Source organism: Streptomyces sp. NPDC059582, from assembly GCF_042735715.1.
Taxonomy (GTDB): Bacteria; Actinomycetota; Actinomycetes; order Streptomycetales; family Streptomycetaceae; genus Streptomyces.
The window spans coordinates 91287-109132 of record NZ_JBHWCC010000007.1 but is presented as its reverse complement, the minus strand read 5'-3'; the positions used below and the strand labels follow the sequence as shown (position 1 = coordinate 109132).

Annotated in this window: 15 protein-coding genes and 1 tRNA gene; 15 read left to right on the top strand and 1 reads right to left on the bottom strand. The window is 71.0% G+C overall.

The window, feature by feature from the left end:
• The first annotated feature begins 62 nt into the window (after positions 1 to 62).
• Positions 63 to 659: a hypothetical protein gene (locus ACFV0T_RS09120; protein ID WP_385776120.1), complete on the top strand. Its 597-nt coding sequence runs from the start codon at positions 63 to 65 to the stop codon at positions 657 to 659.
• A 225-nt stretch (positions 660 to 884) separates the two neighbouring features.
• On the opposite strand, the gene ACFV0T_RS09115 is transcribed toward ACFV0T_RS09120, so the two are convergent.
• A tRNA-Arg gene (locus tag ACFV0T_RS09115) sits at positions 885 to 956 on the bottom strand.
• Positions 957 to 1085: 129 nt separating this feature from the next.
• On the opposite strand from ACFV0T_RS09115, the gene ACFV0T_RS09110 reads away from it, so the two are divergent.
• The 14 genes from ACFV0T_RS09110 to glyA all read left to right on the top strand — a co-directional run bounded on the left by ACFV0T_RS09110 (position 1086) and on the right by glyA (position 17815).
• Complete coding sequence (locus ACFV0T_RS09110) at positions 1086 to 1604, top strand: response regulator (protein WP_385776320.1); 519 nt, start codon at positions 1086 to 1088, stop codon at positions 1602 to 1604.
• Positions 1605 to 2261: 657 nt separating this feature from the next.
• On the top strand, positions 2262 to 3389 hold the full coding sequence (gene nrtL, locus ACFV0T_RS09105; RefSeq protein WP_385776118.1) for an ArgS-related anticodon-binding protein NrtL: 1128 nt from the start codon (positions 2262 to 2264) through the stop codon (positions 3387 to 3389).
• Positions 3390 to 3432: 43 nt separating this feature from the next.
• Entirely contained in the window at positions 3433 to 4824 is a 1392-nt protein-coding gene (gene lysA / locus ACFV0T_RS09100; protein ID WP_385776116.1) for a diaminopimelate decarboxylase, read from the top strand.
• A 173-nt stretch (positions 4825 to 4997) separates the two neighbouring features.
• On the top strand, positions 4998 to 6296 hold the full coding sequence (locus ACFV0T_RS09095; protein WP_385776318.1) for a homoserine dehydrogenase: 1299 nt from the start codon (positions 4998 to 5000) through the stop codon (positions 6294 to 6296).
• A 6-nt stretch (positions 6297 to 6302) separates the two neighbouring features.
• Entirely contained in the window at positions 6303 to 7361 is a 1059-nt protein-coding gene (thrC, locus tag ACFV0T_RS09090) for a threonine synthase (protein ID WP_385776114.1), read from the top strand.
• Positions 7362 to 7648: 287 nt separating this feature from the next.
• Complete coding sequence (gene thrB, locus ACFV0T_RS09085; RefSeq protein ID WP_385776112.1) at positions 7649 to 8566, top strand: homoserine kinase; 918 nt, start codon at positions 7649 to 7651, stop codon at positions 8564 to 8566.
• Between the two features lie 409 nt (positions 8567 to 8975).
• On the top strand, positions 8976 to 10997 hold the full coding sequence (rho, locus tag ACFV0T_RS09080) for a transcription termination factor Rho (protein ID WP_385776111.1): 2022 nt from the start codon (positions 8976 to 8978) through the stop codon (positions 10995 to 10997).
• Positions 10998 to 11500: 503 nt separating this feature from the next.
• Positions 11501 to 12637, top strand: a complete 1137-nt coding sequence (locus ACFV0T_RS09075; RefSeq protein WP_385776109.1) for an LCP family protein — start codon at positions 11501 to 11503, stop codon at positions 12635 to 12637.
• Positions 12638 to 12828: 191 nt separating this feature from the next.
• Positions 12829 to 13053, top strand: coding sequence for a 50S ribosomal protein L31 (rpmE, locus tag ACFV0T_RS09070; RefSeq protein WP_385776107.1), 225 nt, complete (start codon positions 12829 to 12831; stop codon positions 13051 to 13053).
• A gap of 108 nt (positions 13054 to 13161) precedes the next feature.
• Positions 13162 to 14238, top strand: a complete 1077-nt coding sequence (gene prfA, locus ACFV0T_RS09065; protein ID WP_385776105.1) for a peptide chain release factor 1 — start codon at positions 13162 to 13164, stop codon at positions 14236 to 14238.
• A gap of 48 nt (positions 14239 to 14286) precedes the next feature.
• Positions 14287 to 15132, top strand: coding sequence for a peptide chain release factor N(5)-glutamine methyltransferase (gene prmC, locus ACFV0T_RS09060; protein ID WP_385776103.1), 846 nt, complete (start codon positions 14287 to 14289; stop codon positions 15130 to 15132).
• 53 nt (positions 15133 to 15185) lie between these two features.
• On the top strand, positions 15186 to 15833 hold the full coding sequence (locus ACFV0T_RS09055) for an L-threonylcarbamoyladenylate synthase (protein ID WP_385776101.1): 648 nt from the start codon (positions 15186 to 15188) through the stop codon (positions 15831 to 15833).
• A complete protein-coding gene (locus tag ACFV0T_RS09050) occupies positions 15830 to 16498 on the top strand; it encodes a protein-tyrosine-phosphatase (protein ID WP_385776099.1) in 669 nt (222 codons plus the stop codon). The genes ACFV0T_RS09055 and ACFV0T_RS09050 overlap by 4 nt, the downstream gene beginning before the upstream one ends.
• Positions 16499 to 16576: 78 nt before the next feature.
• Positions 16577 to 17815, top strand: a complete 1239-nt coding sequence (glyA, locus tag ACFV0T_RS09045; RefSeq protein WP_385776097.1) for a serine hydroxymethyltransferase — start codon at positions 16577 to 16579, stop codon at positions 17813 to 17815.
• Positions 17816 to 17846: the final 31 nt, after the last annotated feature.

The window sequence follows — 17846 nt, the reverse complement described above, 5'->3', positions numbered from 1 at the left end:
CTGTACCGACAGGTGATCAAGCAGGGGTCATGGAACTGATGGGGCTTGTCCAGCCTCGTCCCGTGACGTTCGCCGAAGCCGAGGAGATCATCGACGACGACGGGCACGGAGAGGCGGAGGGCAATCCCGACGGGATGGCCCGGGTGTACGTGAGCCCGGAACTCGACGGGTGGACCTTGGTCATCGGTCCGTGGTGCGACCCGTGCGATGTCGAGCGCAGCGACGACGTGTTGCGCCTGTGCCGAGATCTCAGCTCCCGCTACGGCCATGCGCAGGCGTACTACTACGGGACCCAAGGCGATGGTTCGGCGTGGCTCGTTGCTGAGGACGGTGTCGTGCTGCGGCGCTACTGCGAGACCGGTGAAGGTGAGGATGCCTACATGACGCTGGGAGAGCCTCTGCCGGTCGAAAGGGCTCACCGAGAGCAGCTCGGATTGCCGGCGGTATGGGACGAGGCGACGGAATCAGACGAGGATGAGGACGAGTGGAAGTGGGCCGCGTTCGACCTGGCGCCTGAGATCGCTGCGGCCCTGGGGGTCAGTCCGCTGAAGCTGACAGCGGATATGCGCGCTGTTGGTACTGGGGTTATCGCTCTCACCCCGCACGCAACAGAGGTTGAGCCTTCGCGCTTGGGTGCCGGGGCCGACCTGGTCACCTGATGGCTTTCCTGGTCCTCGGGCCAGGCAGGCGTCGGACTGGTCGTTGGTCCACGGGCCTTGGTGATTTGCGGTGCTGAGCTGGGCATACGCCCCAAGATCCTGTCCACAAATAGTCCACAGAGGCCGTCATAGGGCCGCTCAGGGCCGCATACGCCTGCACAAACACGAAGACCCCGCACCCAGCGTTTCCGCTGGTGACGGGGTCTTTGGGCACTTCATGCGAAGTGCCCCCGGCAGGATTCGAACCTGCGCACACGGCTCCGGAGGCCGTTGCTCTATCCCCTGAGCTACGGGGGCGTGTCCGTCACGAGCTCGTTGCTCGCGGCGACGGGTAGAACACTACCAGCTCGTCCTGGGTGGTCATGAACGGGTTTTGTCGGGCGTCGCGAGGTGGCGAGGGACGGGCGTCCCCCGCACGAGGTGGAAGTGGGGAAAACCCGGACGCGGTGGCCGGTCCGGACCTACTCTCGAGTTGTGCCAGGCGCTTCGGGACGGGTGCTTGTTGTGGACGACAACAAGGTCATCCGGCAGCTGATCAGGGTCAATCTCGAGCTGGAGGGTCTCGAGGTCGTGACCGCGGCTGATGGTGCCGAGTGTCTGGAAGTCGTGCATCAGGTGCAGCCCGACCTCGTGACCCTCGATGTCGTCATGCCCCGGTTGGACGGTCTGCGGACCGCCGCCCGGTTGCGGGCCGATCCCCGGACGCGCGATCTGCCTCTCGCCATTGTCAGCGCGTGTACGCAGTACGAGGTCGAGGCCGGGCTCGATGTCGGGGTCGACGCCTTCCTCGCCAAGCCCTTCGAGCCCGCCGAACTCGTGCGGCTCGTGAGGGAGTTGATCGAGAGCGGGGGGAGCGCGGTCGCCGAGGGGAGTGACGGGGGCTCCCTCAGCGGTGTGCTCGGTGCCGGCGAGGCGGCCGAGCGGGCCGGCCGCGCCGGCAGCTAGTGCCGCAGCAGGCGACGTTCGCCCCGTCGCGACGCCCGGCACGCCCTCTCGCCGCACCGGCCGAAAGCCCACACGTACGACCAGTACGAGGACTTCCGGCCGGCACGCCGAGAGCACGCGCCGGACGCCGCTCCTGCACGGGCCAACGTTGCCTGCCACGGCACTAGAGCGCGGGCCGTTGTCGGAGTCGGGGCAGGCTGAGGGGGTCCTTCCGCCGTAGACCGCCGTGACCTGCCCCGTCATTGCCTTGCGTGGTGAGCCGGCCGCGCCGGCAGCGAGTGCCGCAGCAGGCAACGTTCGCCCCGTCGGGCCAACGTTGCCTGCCACGGCACTGGAGCACGAGCACGGGCCGTCGTCGGAGTCTCGGCAGCCTGAGGGGGTCCTTCCGTCGCGCGGGCGTCGCGGTGAGTGCGGACGCGGGCGTCGCGGTGACCTGCCCCGTCAGTGCCCTGCGTCTCCTGCCCAAGCCCCTCCACCGGCACTGCCCACAGTCCCGTCCCCAGCCCCTCCACCGGCGCTGCCCCCAGTCCCGTCCCCAGCCCCTCCACCGGCACTGCCCCCACTCCCATCCCCCGCCATTCCCCCTCCCTGTCCACATTCCGGACCTTCGCCGAACCGGTTCGCATACCCACCCCCCTCCTCCCCTACGCTTGTCCCGTGACCCCCGTCGAGCTCTCCCGCACCGTGCTGCGCGCGGTGCGTAGTGCTGTCGACGAGGGTGCGCTGAGTGTGACCGTGCCGGACCGGGCGGTCGTGACCCCGCCCGGTCCCGGTGGCTGCGGGGACTACGCCACCAACATCGCCCTCCAGCTGGCGCGCCCGGCGGGGCAGCCCCCGCGTCGCGTCGCCGAGGTGCTCCGGCCGTATCTCGTCCGTTCCGCCGGTGTCACCGGCGTCGACATCACCGGGCCCGGGTTCCTCAACATCAGCCTCGACCAGGGCGCGGCCTCCGTCGCGCTGGTGCGGCGGATCCTGCGGGACGGGCTCGGTTACGGGCATTCCGACGCCCTCGCCGGGCAGGTCGTCGCCCTTCGCATCCCGTACGAGGTCAGGGCCGAGGTCGTCGCCGACGCGCTCGTGCGGATCATCGGATCCCAGGGCGGGCGCGTCGAGGTCGAGCACGGGGAGCCCGTCAATCTGCGGCCCGTGCCCGCCCCCGAGGACCCCGCCCCGCTCGGCCCCGACGCCGCCCGCTGGGCCCTGCTGCACCCCGCCCCGCACGACCGGCCCCGCATCGCCGCCGATCACCTGGTCCAGCGCGAGAGCAACCCCCTCTTCCGCGTCCGCTACGCGCACGCCCGAACCCGGGCCGTCCTGCGCAACGCCGCCGATCTCGGCTTCACCCCCGAGCCGGGCCCCGTCGGCGACACCGAGGAGGAGCACCTCACCCTCCTCGCCCAGGAGCAGCACCTCACCCTCCTCGCCCTCCTCGCCGACCACCCCCGCTTCCTCGCCGACGTGGCCCTGGTCTCCGCCTCCCAGGGAAAGCCGTCGCCCACCCCCCACCTCGCCGCCCCCCGGGGAAACGCGCCGCCCACCCCTCACCTCGCCGCCCCCCGGGGAAACCCGCTTCCCGTCCCGCAGATCCACGCCCCCTCCCGTCTGGCCCGACATCTCCTCGGTCTCGCCGACGCGGTCCTTCTCTTCCTGCCCGCGGTCCTCCCCCGTGGGGAGGAGAAACCCTCGGCCGCCCACCCTGCCCGGCTCGCTCTTGCCGAAGCCGCCGGGACGGTGCTGGCCGGTGGCCTGTCCCTGCTCGGCATCGACGCACCCGACCACCTCTGAGAGCGCCGAAGAGCGCCAGAGAGCCAGAGAGAGCCCTTCAGCCATGAGCCGTTCCGCACACCCCGCCGGGCCCCGGCACGCCGATGTCCTCACCGAGGGGCACTACTCCGCCCCGCCCGCCGACCTCAACACCCTCGACCCCAAGGTGTGGGCGCAGACCGTCAGCCGGGACGCGGACGGTGTCGCGACCGTCGGCGGGATCGACGTGAAGCGGCTCGCCGAGGAGTTCGGTACCCCCGCCTACTTCCTCGACGAGGCCGACTTCCGCGCCCGGGCGCGCGCGTGGCGGTCCGCGTTCGGTCACGACGCCGACGTCTTCTACGCGGGCAAGGCCTTTCTCTCGCGTGCCGTCGTGCGCTGGCTGCACGAGGAGGGGCTCAACCTCGACGTCTGTTCCGGCGGCGAACTCGCCACCGCCCTGTCCGCCGGGATGCCGGCCGAACGCATCGCCTTCCACGGGAACAACAAGTCCGCCGAGGAGATCCACCGGGCCGTCACGGCCGGCGTCGGACGCATCGTCCTCGACTCCTTCCAGGAGATCGTCCGCGTCGCCCACATCGCCGAGTCGCTGGGGAAGCGGCAGCGGGTGCAGATCCGGATCACGGTCGGCGTCGAGGCGCACACCCATGAGTTCATCGCGACCGCGCACGAGGACCAGAAGTTCGGGATCCCGCTCGCCGGCGGTCAGGCCGCCGAGGCCGTACGCCGTGCCCTCCAGCTCGACGGGCTGGAGCTGATCGGCATCCACAGCCACATCGGATCGCAGATCTTCGACATGTCCGGGTTCGAGGTCGCCGCGCACCGGGTCGTGTCGCTGCTGAAGGACGTCCGCGACGAGCACGGTGTCGAGCTGCCCGAGATCGACCTCGGCGGCGGGCTCGGTATCGCGTACACCAGCGACGACGACCCCCGCGAGCCGCACGAGATCGCCAAGGCGCTGACGGAGATCGTCACCCGCGAGTGCGAGGCCGCCCGGCTGCGTACGCCCCGTATCTCGGTCGAGCCCGGGCGCGCCATCGTCGGGCCGACCGCCTTCACGCTGTACGAGGTCGGAACCATCAAGCCCCTCGACGGGCTGCGTACGTACGTCTCCGTCGACGGCGGCATGTCCGACAACATCCGCACCGCGCTGTACGACGCCGAGTACAGCGTCGCTCTCGTCTCCCGGGCCAGTGAGGCGGAGCCGATGCTGGCCCGGGTCGTGGGCAAGCACTGCGAGAGCGGGGACATCGTGGTGAAGGACGCGTTCCTGCCGGCCGACCTGGCGCCCGGTGACCTCATCGCCGTACCCGCCACGGGTGCCTACTGCCGTTCGATGGCCAGCAACTACAACCATGTGACCCGCCCGCCCGTCGTCGCGGTGCGCGACGGCGAGGCCCGGCTCATCGTCCGGCGTGAGACGGAGGAGGACCTTCTCCGTCTCGACGTCGGGTGAGTCCGCTCCCGGACGACGAACGAGCCGGGTGCCGCGCGGGGTGGAAGATCTGTTGTCCTCCCGGCCCGCCGGAATGAAATAGATGTCTCACGATCCGGACCAGGGGCAGAAAGTCCCGTCCGGTGAGTGAGACTGGTGCGACCGTAGACGGTATGAGGAAACGAGGTCGGATGATGCGTACGCGTCCGCTGAAGGTGGCGCTGCTGGGCTGTGGAGTGGTCGGCTCAGAGGTGGCGCGCATCATGACGACGCACGCCGACGACCTCGCCGCCCGGATCGGCGCGCCCGTGGAGCTCGCGGGCGTGGCCGTGCGGCGCCCTGCCAAGGTCCGTGAGGGGATCGACCCCGCCCTCGTCACCACCGACGCCACCGCCCTGGTCAAGCGCGGCGACATCGACGTCGTGGTCGAGGTCATCGGGGGCATCGAGCCCGCCCGCTCCCTCATCACCACCGCCTTCGAGTACGGCGCGTCCGTCGTCTCCGCCAACAAGGCCCTGCTCGCCCAGGACGGGGCCGCCCTGCACGCGGCGGCGGAGGAGAACGGCGAGAGCCTCTACTACGAGGCCGCCGTCGCCGGTGCCATCCCGCTGATCCGGCCGCTGCGCGAGTCCCTCGCCGGGGACAAGGTCAACCGCGTGCTCGGGATCGTCAACGGAACGACCAACTTCATCCTCGACAAGATGGACTCCACCGGCGCGGGGTACCAGGAGGCCCTCGACGAGGCCACCGCGCTCGGCTACGCGGAGGCCGACCCGACCGCCGACGTCGAGGGCTTCGACGCCGCCGCCAAGGCCGCCATCCTCGCCGGGATCGCCTTCCACACGCGGGTGCGCCTCGACGACGTCTACCGCGAGGGCATGACCGAGGTCACCGCCGGCGACTTCGCCGCCGCCAAGCGGATCGGCTGCACCATCAAGCTGCTCGCCATCTGCGAGCGGGCCGCGGACGGCGGGTCCGTCACCGCGCGCGTGCATCCGGCGATGATCCCGCTGAGCCACCCGCTGGCTTCCGTGCGCGGCGCCTACAACGCCGTGTTCGTCGAGGCCGACGCCGCGGGGCAGCTCATGTTCTACGGCCCCGGCGCGGGCGGCGCCCCCACCGCCTCCGCCGTCCTCGGTGACCTGGTCGCCGTCTGCCGCAACCGGCTCAACGGCGCCACCGGGCCCGGGGAGTCGGCGTATGCCGCGCTGCGCGTCTCGCCGATGGGCGATGTCGTCACGCGCTATCACATCAGCCTCGATGTGGCCGATAAACCGGGTGTTCTCGCCCAGGTGGCGACCGTGTTCGCCGAGCAGGGCGTGTCGATCGATACGGTGCGGCAGCAAGGACGACCGGAAAGCGGCGGCGAGGCCTCTCTCGTCGTCGTCACCCACCGCGCGTCCGACGCGTCCCTCAGCGGGACCGTCGAGGCGCTGCGCAAGCTCGACACCGTGCGGGGTGTCGCCAGCATCATGCGGGTTGAAGGAGAGTAACCAGCAATGACCCACCAGTGGCGCGGAATCATCGAGGAGTACCGGGACCGGCTGCCGGTATCCGACAGCACGCCGGTCGTGACGCTCCGCGAGGGCGGCACGCCACTCGTGCCCGCGCAGGTGCTCTCCGAGCGCACGGGCTGCGAGGTCCACCTCAAGGTGGAGGGCGCGAACCCCACCGGGTCCTTCAAGGACCGCGGTATGACCATGGCCATCAGCAAGGCCAAGGAGGAGGGGGCGAAGGCCGTCATCTGCGCCTCCACCGGCAACACGTCGGCCTCCGCCGCCGCGTACGCGGTGCGGGCCGGCATGGTCTCGGCCGTTCTCGTCCCGCAGGGGAAGATCGCGCTCGGCAAGATGGGCCAGGCCCTCGTGCACGGCGCGAAGATCCTCCAGGTCGACGGCAACTTCGACGACTGCCTCACCCTCGCCCGCGCGCTGAGCGACAACTACCCGGTGGCGCTGGTCAATTCGGTCAACCCGGTGCGTATCGAGGGGCAGAAGACCGCCGCCTTCGAGATCGTGGACATGCTCGGGGACGCCCCCGACATCCATGTCCTGCCGGTGGGCAACGCGGGCAATATCACCGCGTACTGGAAGGGCTACACCGAGTACGCCGCCGACGGGATCGCCCGGCGGACGCCCCGTATGTGGGGCTTCCAGGCTTCCGGCTCCGCCCCGATCGTGCGCGGCGAGGTCGTCAAGGACCCCTCGACGATCGCGACCGCGATCCGGATCGGCAACCCCGCGTCCTGGAAGTTCGCCCTCGCGGCGCGGGACGAGTCCGGCGGCTTCATCGACGAGGTGACGGACCGTGAAATCCTGCGCGCCTACCGGCTGTTGGCCGCGCAGGAGGGTGTCTTCGTGGAGCCCGCGTCCGCCGCGTCCGTGGCCGGTCTGCTGAAGGCGGCAGAGCAGGGCAAGGTCGACCCGGGACAGACCATCGTGTGCACGGTCACCGGCAACGGCCTCAAGGACCCGGACTGGGCCGTCGCGGGCGCCCCGCAGCCGGTCACCGTGCCGGTCGACGCGGCGACGGCGGCCGAGCGCCTCGGTCTCGCCTGACGAGGGATCTAGGCCGATCAGGGGTAACCCCATCGGGGGTGCACAGGGGGCTTACGACACGCATCGTGCGCCTCCTGTGCGCCCTATGTCGCCACAGAACCTTCCTTCGATAGGCTGTACTGAACCCGCCCGCCGCATATGCCTGCGCATACGGCACGGCGGCGCGCCGTCCACACGGCCCGAGGGTCCTCACGTACCTACCGAATCCGTTCGCATCGTCTTTCCGTATCGCCCGTCCGTATCGCATGTCTTTCGACAATCTCGCAGCTCAAGGAGTTCATCGAGCGATGGCCGGTCCAGCGTTCCGCGCCGCCGCCGTCCGGGTGCGCGTCCCCGCCACCAGCGCCAACCTCGGCCCGGGCTTCGACGCCCTCGGCCTCGCGCTGGGGTTGTACGACGACGTGGTCGTCCGGGTGGCCGACTCCGGGCTGCACATCGACATCGCGGGCGAGGGCAGCGAGACCCTCCCGCGCGACGAGAGTCATCTCCTCGTACGGTCCCTGCGGACCGCGTTCGACCTGCTGGGCGGCCAGCCGCGCGGGTTGGAGATCGTCTGCGCCAACCGCATTCCGCACGGCCGCGGTCTGGGCTCGTCCTCGGCGGCCATCTGCGCCGGCATCGTCGCCGCGCGGGCCGTGACCATAGGCGGCGAGGCGAAGTTCGACGACGCCGCCCTGCTCGAACTCGCCACCGAGATCGAGGGCCACCCCGACAACGTCGCGGCCTGTCTGCTGGGCGGGTTCACACTCTCCTGGATGGAAGCGGGCGCCGCGCGGGCGATCAGGATGGAGCCCGCCGATTCCATCGTTCCGGTGGTTTTCGTGCCCGGAAAGCCGGTGCTGACGGCGACCGCGCGCGGTCTGCTGCCGCGCACCGTGCCGCACGTCGACGCCGCCACCAACGCGGGCCGCGCCGCGCTGCTCGTCGAGGCCCTCACCAGGCGCCCCGAGTTGCTGCTGCCCGCCACCGAGGACCGGCTCCACCAGGACTACCGCGCACCCGCCATGCCGGAGAGCGCCGCGCTCGTCGAACGACTGCGTGCAGACGGCATTCCAGCCGTCATCTCGGGTGCCGGACCCACCGTCATGGCGCTCGTCGACGCGGGCACCGCCGACAAGGTCGAGCAGCTGGCCGGTACGGGCTGGGCTGCCAACCGGCTGAGCCTTGATCTGCAGGGAGCGAGCGTGCTGCCGCTTGCGACCTGAGACACGGTTGCCGGATTTCGAGAGGGGGAATGTTTGTTGGATCCGGTAGTGTTAACCTCAAGTCTGCACCCGACCCCACCATGGCGAGGTGCTTCGTGTCCCCGTCCGGGACCAACATTCTTCCGGGAGCTCCCCAAGCCGCGCGGTATTCCGTACGTCGTACCTGGGCAGTACGCCGTACGCGGGTGCTGAGCGGTCCGCAGGGCACGCTCCGGAATCGGTGCTACCACGCCGCGTGACACAGACAGTCGGTGCCACGGCTCATGGAAGCGCCATCACCAGAAATTCTCTTCCGCCGCTTTGGCGGACCACCGCCCCGGCACGGTCCACACAGACGGGACCACTGCCGGACAGCACAACCGGTCGCCGAGCCAGACAGGCCGACGTCCGCTCCAGGGAAGGACCCTTCGTGAGCGACACCACCGATCTGATGGGCGCACGTGTCGAGGAGACCGCTGCCGCGCCCGCCACGGACGCCTCCGCGCCTGCCACCGGTGCCGGCTCCCGGCGGCGCCGCGGTACCGGCCTCGAGGGCATGGTGCTGGCCGAGCTGCAGCAGGTCGCATCCGGCCTCGGCATCAGGGGCACCGCGCGCATGCGCAAGAGCCAGCTGATCGAGGTCATCAAGGAGGCGCAGGCGGGCGGGGGTGCCCCCGCCGCGAAGGCCACGTCCTCCGCCGCCGGGGACGCCGAGACCAAGCCGAAGCGCCGCGCCACCTCGAAGACGCGCACGGGCGACGACGCCCTCGCCGAGAAGGCCGAGGCGAACGCCGACAAGGCCGTGGCCCAGCAGCAGATCGACATTCCCGGCCAGCCCGCGGCCGATGACGCCCCGGCGGAGCGCCGCCGTCGGCGTGCCACCGCCGACGCGGGCAGCCCGACGGCCAACGGCACCGAGACGGTCGCCGCCGAGGCCACGGGCGAGTCGAAGACCGAGACCGGCGCGCAGTCGCAGGGCGACGCGGGTGACGGCGCCGAGGGCCGCCGCCGTGACCGCCGTGAGCGCGGGCGTGACCGTGACCGCCGCGGCAAGGGCGACGACCAGCAGCAGGGCGGCGGCCAGCCGCAGCGCCAGCAGAGCCAGCAGCAGGGCGGCGGCGGCCGTCCGGAGCGCCAGGACCGGCAGGACCGTCCCGACCGCCAGGACCGCCAGGACCGCCAGCGTGACAACGGCCCGCAGGACGACGACGACTTCGAGGGCGGACGCCGTGGCCGGCGCGGCCGTTACCGCGACCGCCGTGGCCGTCGTGGCCGTGACGAGATCGCCGCCGAGCCGCAGCTCGCCGAGGACGACGTCCTGATCCCGGTCGCGGGCATCCTGGACATCCTCGACAACTACGCGTTCATCCGTACGTCGGGCTACCTGCCCGGCCCGAACGACGTGTACGTCTCGCTCGCCCAGGTCCGCAAGAACGGTCTGCGCAAGGGTGATCACGTCACCGGCGCGGTCCGCCAGCCCAAGGACGGCGAGCGCCGCGAGAAGTTCAACGCGCTGGTCCGCCTGGACTCGACGAACGGCATGGCCCCCGACTCCGGGCGCGGGCGGCCGGAGTTCAACAAGCTGACGCCGCTGTACCCGCAGGACCGGCTCCGTCTGGAGACCGACCCGGGCGTGCTGACGACCCGCATCATCGACCTCGTCGCGCCGATCGGTAAGGGCCAGCGCGGTCTGATCGTGGCCCCGCCGAAGACCGGCAAGACCATGATCATGCAGGCGATCGCCAACGCGATCACGCACAACAACCCCGAGTGCCACCTGATGGTCGTCCTGGTCGACGAGCGTCCGGAAGAGGTCACCGACATGCAGCGGTCGGTCAAGGGCGAGGTCATCTCCTCGACCTTCGACCGCCCGGCCGAGGACCACACCACGGTCGCCGAGCTCGCCATCGAGCGCGCCAAGCGTCTGGTGGAGCTGGGTCACGACGTCGTCGTGCTGCTCGACTCGATCACGCGTCTGGGCCGTGCGTACAACCTCGCCGCCCCGGCCTCCGGCCGCATCCTGTCCGGTGGTGTCGACTCGACCGCGCTCTACCCGCCGAAGCGCTTCTTCGGTGCGGCGCGCAACATCGAGGACGGCGGTTCGCTGACGATCCTGGCCACCGCGCTCGTCGACACCGGCTCGCGCATGGACGAGGTCATCTTCGAGGAGTTCAAGGGCACCGGCAACGCGGAGCTCAAGCTCGACCGGAAGCTCGCCGACAAGCGCATCTTCCCGGCGGTGGACGTCGACGCGTCCGGTACCCGTAAGGAAGAGATCCTGCTCGGCAGCGACGAGCTCGCCATCACCTGGAAGCTGCGTCGCGTGCTGCACGCGCTCGACCAGCAGCAGGCGATCGAGCTGCTGCTCGACAAGATGCGGCAGACGAAGTCGAACGCCGAGTTCCTGCTCCAGATCCAGAAGACGACCCCGATGCCCGGCAACGGCGACTGAGGTCCCTCCTGACACGAAAGGGCCGCTCCCGACTCGGGGCGGCCCTTCGTGCTGCCCGGGCCGTTCCTCCTGCCCGTGCTGCCTTGCCCGTGCCGCCCGTGCCGCCCGGGCCGCCCGTGTCGCCTGTGCCGCCTGTGTCGCCTGTGCCGCCCGTCCTGCCCGTGCAGACCGCCTGTCGTCCCGTACGAGCCCGCGCGCTGCCCGTCCCGTACGAGCCGCCCTGCCCGTCCTGTACGAGGCCGCGCGGGGCAGACCGTACGGCGAGACCTTTGCCACAGGGAACGGTCTGGAGGCCCACCGTGGGCCGGGGCGGCACGGCGGCAGAAACCGCAGGTGAGCGGCGTACGCCCCGGTTTGGCGACTACACGCAGTGCACACAACGGCACCCGGCGGACGCGGAGCGTCGTGCAACCCTTGCCCGAGTTTCCCCGTCTGACCGGACGGAGCGACGATGAAGCAAGGGGGATTCCCCCGATCGAGCGACACCGAGAGCCGAGGAGCACATGTCCGCCGAGAGCACGCCGGAGCCCGGCATACCGGGACCCCCCGGTACCAGCGGCCCCCGCCACCGCGCCAAGGGCCGCCGCAGGAGCCGCGGCAAGCGGGGCAAGGGACTGCTCATCACGGCCTGGACGGCGGCGGGCATCCTCGTACTGGGCGGCACCGGCGCCGGCTACCTGTACTTCAAGCTCAACGACAACCTGAAGTCCGTCGACATCAACCAGGCCCTGGGCAGTGACCGGCCCACCAAGACCGACAACGGTTCCGAGAACATCCTGGTGCTCGGCTCGGACACCCGCTCCGGCTCCAACAAGAAGCTCGGCGGCGGCACGGACGACGGCAGCGCCCGCTCCGACACGGCGATGGTCGTGCACGTCTACAAGGGCCACAAGAAGGCCAGCGTGGTCTCCATCCCGCGCGACACCCTCATCGACCGCCCCGCGTGCACGGACTCCCGCGGCACCACGCACGCCGCCGCCACCGGCGTGATGTTCAACTCCGCCTACTCCACCGGCGGCGCCGCCTGTGCCGTGAAGACGGTCGAGGCCCTCAGCGGCGTCCGCATGGACCACTACCTCGAGGTCGACTTCAGCGGCTTCCAGAAGCTCGTCGACGAGCTCGGCGGCGTGACGGTGACCACCACCGAGAACATCAGCGACCCCGACAGTCATCTGAAGCTCAAGGCCGGCACGCACCGGCTCACCGGGGCGCAGGCGCTCGGCCTGGTCCGCACCCGGCACGCCGTCGGCGACGGCTCCGACCTCGGCCGTATCCAGCTCCAGCAGGCGTTCGTCAAGGCCCTGGTCAACCAGGTCAAGGACGTCGGCCTCTTCACCAGCCCCAAGAAGCTGGTCGATCTCGCCGACACCGCGACCAGGACCGTCACGGCCGACTCCGAGCTGGGCTCGGTGAACTCCCTGCTCGACTTCGCGAACGGCCTCAAGGGCATCGGAGCGTCCCACATGACGATGGTCACCCTGCCGGTGCTGTACGACCCGGCGAACCCCAACCGCGTCATCGTCGTCGAGGCCAAGGCGAAGCTGGTCTGGAACGCGCTGCGCGACGACCGGCCGATCCCGAAGTCCGCCGGCAAGGGCACCGTGAGCGGCGGGGCCAAGGGCGTCGTGACCTCGTCCTGAGTCCCGGACGGGGCTGGTCCGGCCTCGGGGGCAGTCCCTCCCCGGCCGCCGCCCGGGCCCGGGGAATAGATCGGCTCACCCCCCGGTTTTGGGGGATGCGCCCAGTCCTGGCAGACTGGTACGTCGGCTCCGGTTCACGCTCCCGTATCCCGCGGCTGCGACCCGGCGCCCTCCCGAAACTAGGAGACACCTTGAAGCGCGACATCCACCCCGAGTACGTCGAGACGCAGGTCAGCTGCACCTGTGGCGCGTCGTTCACCACCCGTAGCACCATCGACTCCGGCACCATCCGGGCCGAGGTGTGCTCCGAGTGCCACCCGTTCTACACGGGCAAGCAGAAGATCCTCGACACCGGTGGCCGTGTGGCCCGCTTCGAGGCCCGCTTCGGCAAGGCTTCTGCCGGCTCCAAGAAGTAGCGAGCCCCATTTCGCCGGTCCACGGCCGCGCCCCTCACCGGGGTGCGCCCGGGACCGGCGTTTTTGGTCGTCCGCCTTCCCTTTCGTCACGCAGTACAGGAGCCCAAGATGTTCGAGGCCGTCGAGGAACTCGTCGGTGAGCACGCCGACCTGGAGACGAAGCTCGCCGACCCGTCGGTCCACTCCGACCAGGCCAACGCGCGCAAGCTGAACAAGCGCTACGCCGAGCTCACCCCGATCGTCGCCACGTACCGCTCCTGGAAGCAGACCGGCGACGACATCGAGACCGCGCGCGAACTGGCCGCCGACGACCCGGACTTCGCCGCCGAGGTCAAGGAGCTGGACAAGCAGCGCGTGGAGCTGACGGAGAAGCTGCGGCTGCTCCTCGTCCCGCGCGACCCCAGCGACGACAAGGACGTCATCCTCGAGATCAAGGCGGGCGCGGGCGGCGACGAGTCCGCCCTGTTCGCCGGCGACCTGCTGCGCATGTACCTGCGCTACGCCGAGCGCATCGGGTGGAAGACCGAGATCATCGACGCCACCGAGTCCGAGCTGGGCGGCTACAAGGACGTCCAGGTCGCCGTGAAGACCAAGGGCGGCCAGGGTGCCACCGAGCCCGGCCAGGGCGTCTGGGCCCGGCTGAAGTACGAGGGCGGCGTGCACCGCGTGCAGCGTGTGCCGGCCACCGAGTCCCAGGGCCGCATCCACACCTCGGCGGCGGGCGTGCTGGTCACCCCGGAGGCCGAGGAGGTCGACGTGGAGATCAACCCGAACGACCTGCGCATCGACGTGTACCGCTCGTCCGGCCCCGGCGGCCAGTCCGTCAACACCACGGACTCCGCGGTGCGCATCACGCACCTGCCCACCGGAGTCGTCGCCTCCTGCCAGAACGAGAAGAGCCAGTTGCAGAACAAGGAGCAGGCGATGCGTATCCTGCGCTCCAGGCTGCTCGCGGCGGCGCAGGAGGAGGCGGAGCGGGAGGCCGCCGACGCCCGGCGCAGCCAGGTCCGCACCGTCGACCGCTCCGAGAAGATCCGCACGTACAACTTCCCGGAGAACCGGCTCTCGGACCACCGCGTGGGCTTCAAGGCGTACAACCTGGACCAGGTCCTGGACGGCGACCTCGACGCGGTGATCCAGGCCTGTGTCGACGCGGACTCGGCGGCGAAGCTCGCGGCCGCGTAAGGACGGACGTATCCACGTACGAGGACGAGTACGACACGGAGGACTTGCGTGAACCTGCTGCTCGCAGAGGTGGCCCAGGCCACCCAGCGGCTGGCCGACGCCGGCGTGCCCTCGCCGCGCAACGACGCGGAGGAGCTCGCCGCGTTCGTGCACGGCGTGAAGCGGGGCGCGCTGCACTCCGTGAAGGACGCGGACTTCGACGCCCGCTACTGGGAGGTCATCGCGCGCCGTGAGCAGCGCGAGCCGCTCCAGCACATCACCGGCCACGCCTTCTTCCGGTATCTGGAGCTCCAGGTGGGCCCCGGTGTCTTCGTGCCGCGCCCCGAGACGGAGTCCGTCGTCGGCTGGGCCATAGACGCCGTACGCGCCATGGACGTGGTCGAGCCGCTGATCGTCGACCTGTGCACCGGTTCGGGCGCCATCGCGCTCGCGCTCGCGCAGGAGGTGCCGCGCTCACGCGTGCACGCCGTGGAGCTGTCCGAGGACGCCCTGCGGTGGACCCGCAAGAACATGGAGGGGTCCAGGGTCGACCTGCGTCAGGGAGACGCCAGGGACGCCTTCCACGACCTCGACGGCCAGGTCGACCTGGTCATCTCCAACCCGCCGTACATCCCGCTGACCGAATGGGAGTACGTCGCTCCCGAGGCGCGGGACTACGACCCCGAACTCGCCCTGTTCTCGGGCGAGGACGGGCTCGAACTCATCCGCGGCCTGGAGCGCACCGCGCACCGGCTGCTGCGCCCCGGCGGTGTCGTCGTCGTCGAGCACGCCGACACCCAGGGCGGCCAGGTGCCGTGGATCTTCACCGAGGAGAAGGGCTGGGCCGACGCGGCCGACCACCCCGACCTCAACAACCGGCCCCGGTTCGCCACCGCACGCAAGGCGCTGCCGTGAGCGGGGCACCCCAGACTTCAGCCCAGCAGTACGTGTACGAGGAGGCCCGCTAGATGGCACGGCGATACGACACCAACGACGCGACCGACCGCGTGACCGGTCTGCGCGAGGCCGCGTCCGCCGTCCGCCGGGGCGAACTCGTGGTGCTGCCGACGGACACGGTGTACGGCATCGGCGCCGACGCGTTCTCCTCGGAGGCCGTCGCCGACCTCCTCGACGCCAAGGGCCGGGGCCGCAGCATGCCCACGCCCGTCCTCATCGGCTCCCCGAACACCCTGCACGGGCTCGTCACGGACTTCTCCGAGCTGGCCTGGGAGCTGGTCGACGCCTTCTGGCCGGGCGCCCTCACGCTCGTCGCCAAGCACCAGCCGTCCCTCCAGTGGGACCTGGGGGACACCCGTGGCACCGTAGCCGTCCGCATGCCGCTGCACCCGGTCGCCATCGAGCTGCTGACCGAGGTCGGCCCGATGGCGGTGTCCTCCGCGAACCTGACCGGTCACCCGGCTCCCGAGAACTGCGACGCCGCGCAGGAGATGCTCGGCGACTCCGTCTCCGTCTACCTGGACGGCGGCCCGACCCCCGGCAACGTGCCGTCCTCGATCGTCGACGTCACCCGCGAGGTGCCGCTGCTGCTGCGCGCGGGCGCGATCTCCGCGGAGGAGCTGCGGAAGGTCGTACCCGACCTCGAGGTGGCGAATTGACGGCCCCTGACGCGGGGCGTGGCATAGGCAACGGGGAAGTGACGGGAACCTTCGGGTTCCCGCGCGACAGCTTCCGCATCCTCCACGTCAGCACCGGCAACGTGTGCCGCTCGCCCATCACCGAGCGGCTGACCCGCCATTTCGTGGCGGACCGGCTCGGCGGTCTGCTGAGTGGTGGGCTGATCGTGGAGAGCGCGGGCACCTGGGGCCACGAGGGCGCGCCCATGGAGGCCAACGCGGAGACCGTGCTGGCCGACTTCGGCGCGGACGCCTCCGGCTTCGTCGGCCGGGAGCTGCTCGACGAGCACGTCATCATGGCCGACCTGGTCCTGACGGCGACCCGCGACCACCGGGCCCAGGTCATCTCGATGGGCCATTCGGCGGGCCTGCGCACCTTCACGCTGAAGGAGTTCACCCGGCTGGTCCGCGCGATCGACCCGGCGACGCTGCCGACGCTGGACCACGGCGTGGTCGAGCGCGCGCGTGCGCTGGTGCGCGCGGCCGCCGCGCTGCGCGGCTGGCTGCTGGCGCCCACCGCCGAGGCGGACGAGGTGTACGACCCGTACGGGGCGCCGCTGCCGTTCTTCCGGTCGATCGGGGACGAGATACACGAGGCCCTGGACCCGGTGGTGACGGCGCTGACCGGAGTACCGGCGCGCACCTAGCGGCGGCGGTACCGGGCGCGGCGCGCGCCCCCGGCCTACATTGGACGTACGTCACCGTCGACGCGTCCGGAGCCCATCATGGCGGTCACCCATACCCTCGAGGCCGATGTCCTGCGCCGGCAGGACCCCGAGCTGGCAGACGTCCTGCTCGCCGAGCGCGAGCGGCAGGCGACGTCGCTCCAGCTGATCGCCGCCGAGAACTTCACCTCGCCGGCCGTGCTGGCCGCGCTCGGCTCGCCCCTCGCGAACAAGTACGCCGAGGGTTATCCGGGGGCCCGCCACCACGGCGGGTGCGAGCTCGTGGACGTCGCCGAGCGGATCGCCGTGGACCGGGCGAGGGCACTGTTCGGCGCCGAGCACGCCAACGTGCAGTCGCACTCCGGATCGTCCGCGGTGCTCGCCGCGTACGCCGCGCTGCTACGGCCCGGTGACACCGTCCTCGCCCTCGGGCTGCCCTACGGCGGTCACCTCACGCACGGCTCGCCGGTGAACTTCTCCGGGCGCTGGTTCGACTTCGTCGGCTACGGGGTCGACGCCGAGAGCGGGCTCATCGACTACGACCAGGTGCGCACCCTGGCCCGTACGCACCGGCCGAAGGCGATCGTGTGCGGCTCCATCGCCTACCCCCGGCACATCGACTACGCCCTGTTCCGGTCCGTGGCCGACGAGGTGGGCGCCTATCTCGTCGCCGACGCCGCCCATCCCATCGGCCTGGTCGCCGGGGGAGCGGCACCGAGCCCGGTGCCGTACGCCGACATCGTGTGTGCCACCACGCACAAGGTGCTGCGCGGACCGCGCGGCGGCATGATCCTGTGCGGCGCGGAGCTCGCCGAGCGGGTGGACCGGGCCGTCTTCCCGTTCACCCAGGGCGGTGCGCAGATGCACACGATCGCCGCGAAGGCGGTGGCGTTCGGCGAGGCGGCGACCCCGGCCTTCACCGTGTACGCCCACCAGGTGGTCGCCAACGCCAGGATGCTGGCGGACGGGCTGGCGGCGGAGGGGCTGGCCGTCACCACCGGCGGGACCGACACCCACCTCATCACCGCCGATCCGGCGCCGCTCGGCGTCGACGGGCGCAGCGCGCGCGGCCGGCTCGCGGCGGCCGGCCTGGTCCTGGACTGCTGCGCGCTGCCCCACGGCGACGCCCGCGGCCTGCGGCTGGGCACGGCCGCGGTGACCACGCAGGGCATGGGGCAGAACGAGATGGCGCGGATCGCCGCGCTGCTCGGGGGCGTGCTGCGCGGGGAGATCGAGGGCGGCCGCGCCCGGCAGGAAGTGCGCGAACTCACTCGGGTATTTCCGCCGTATCCCGGCTGAACGGGGGTAGGCGGGCCCGAGTGCACAGGCA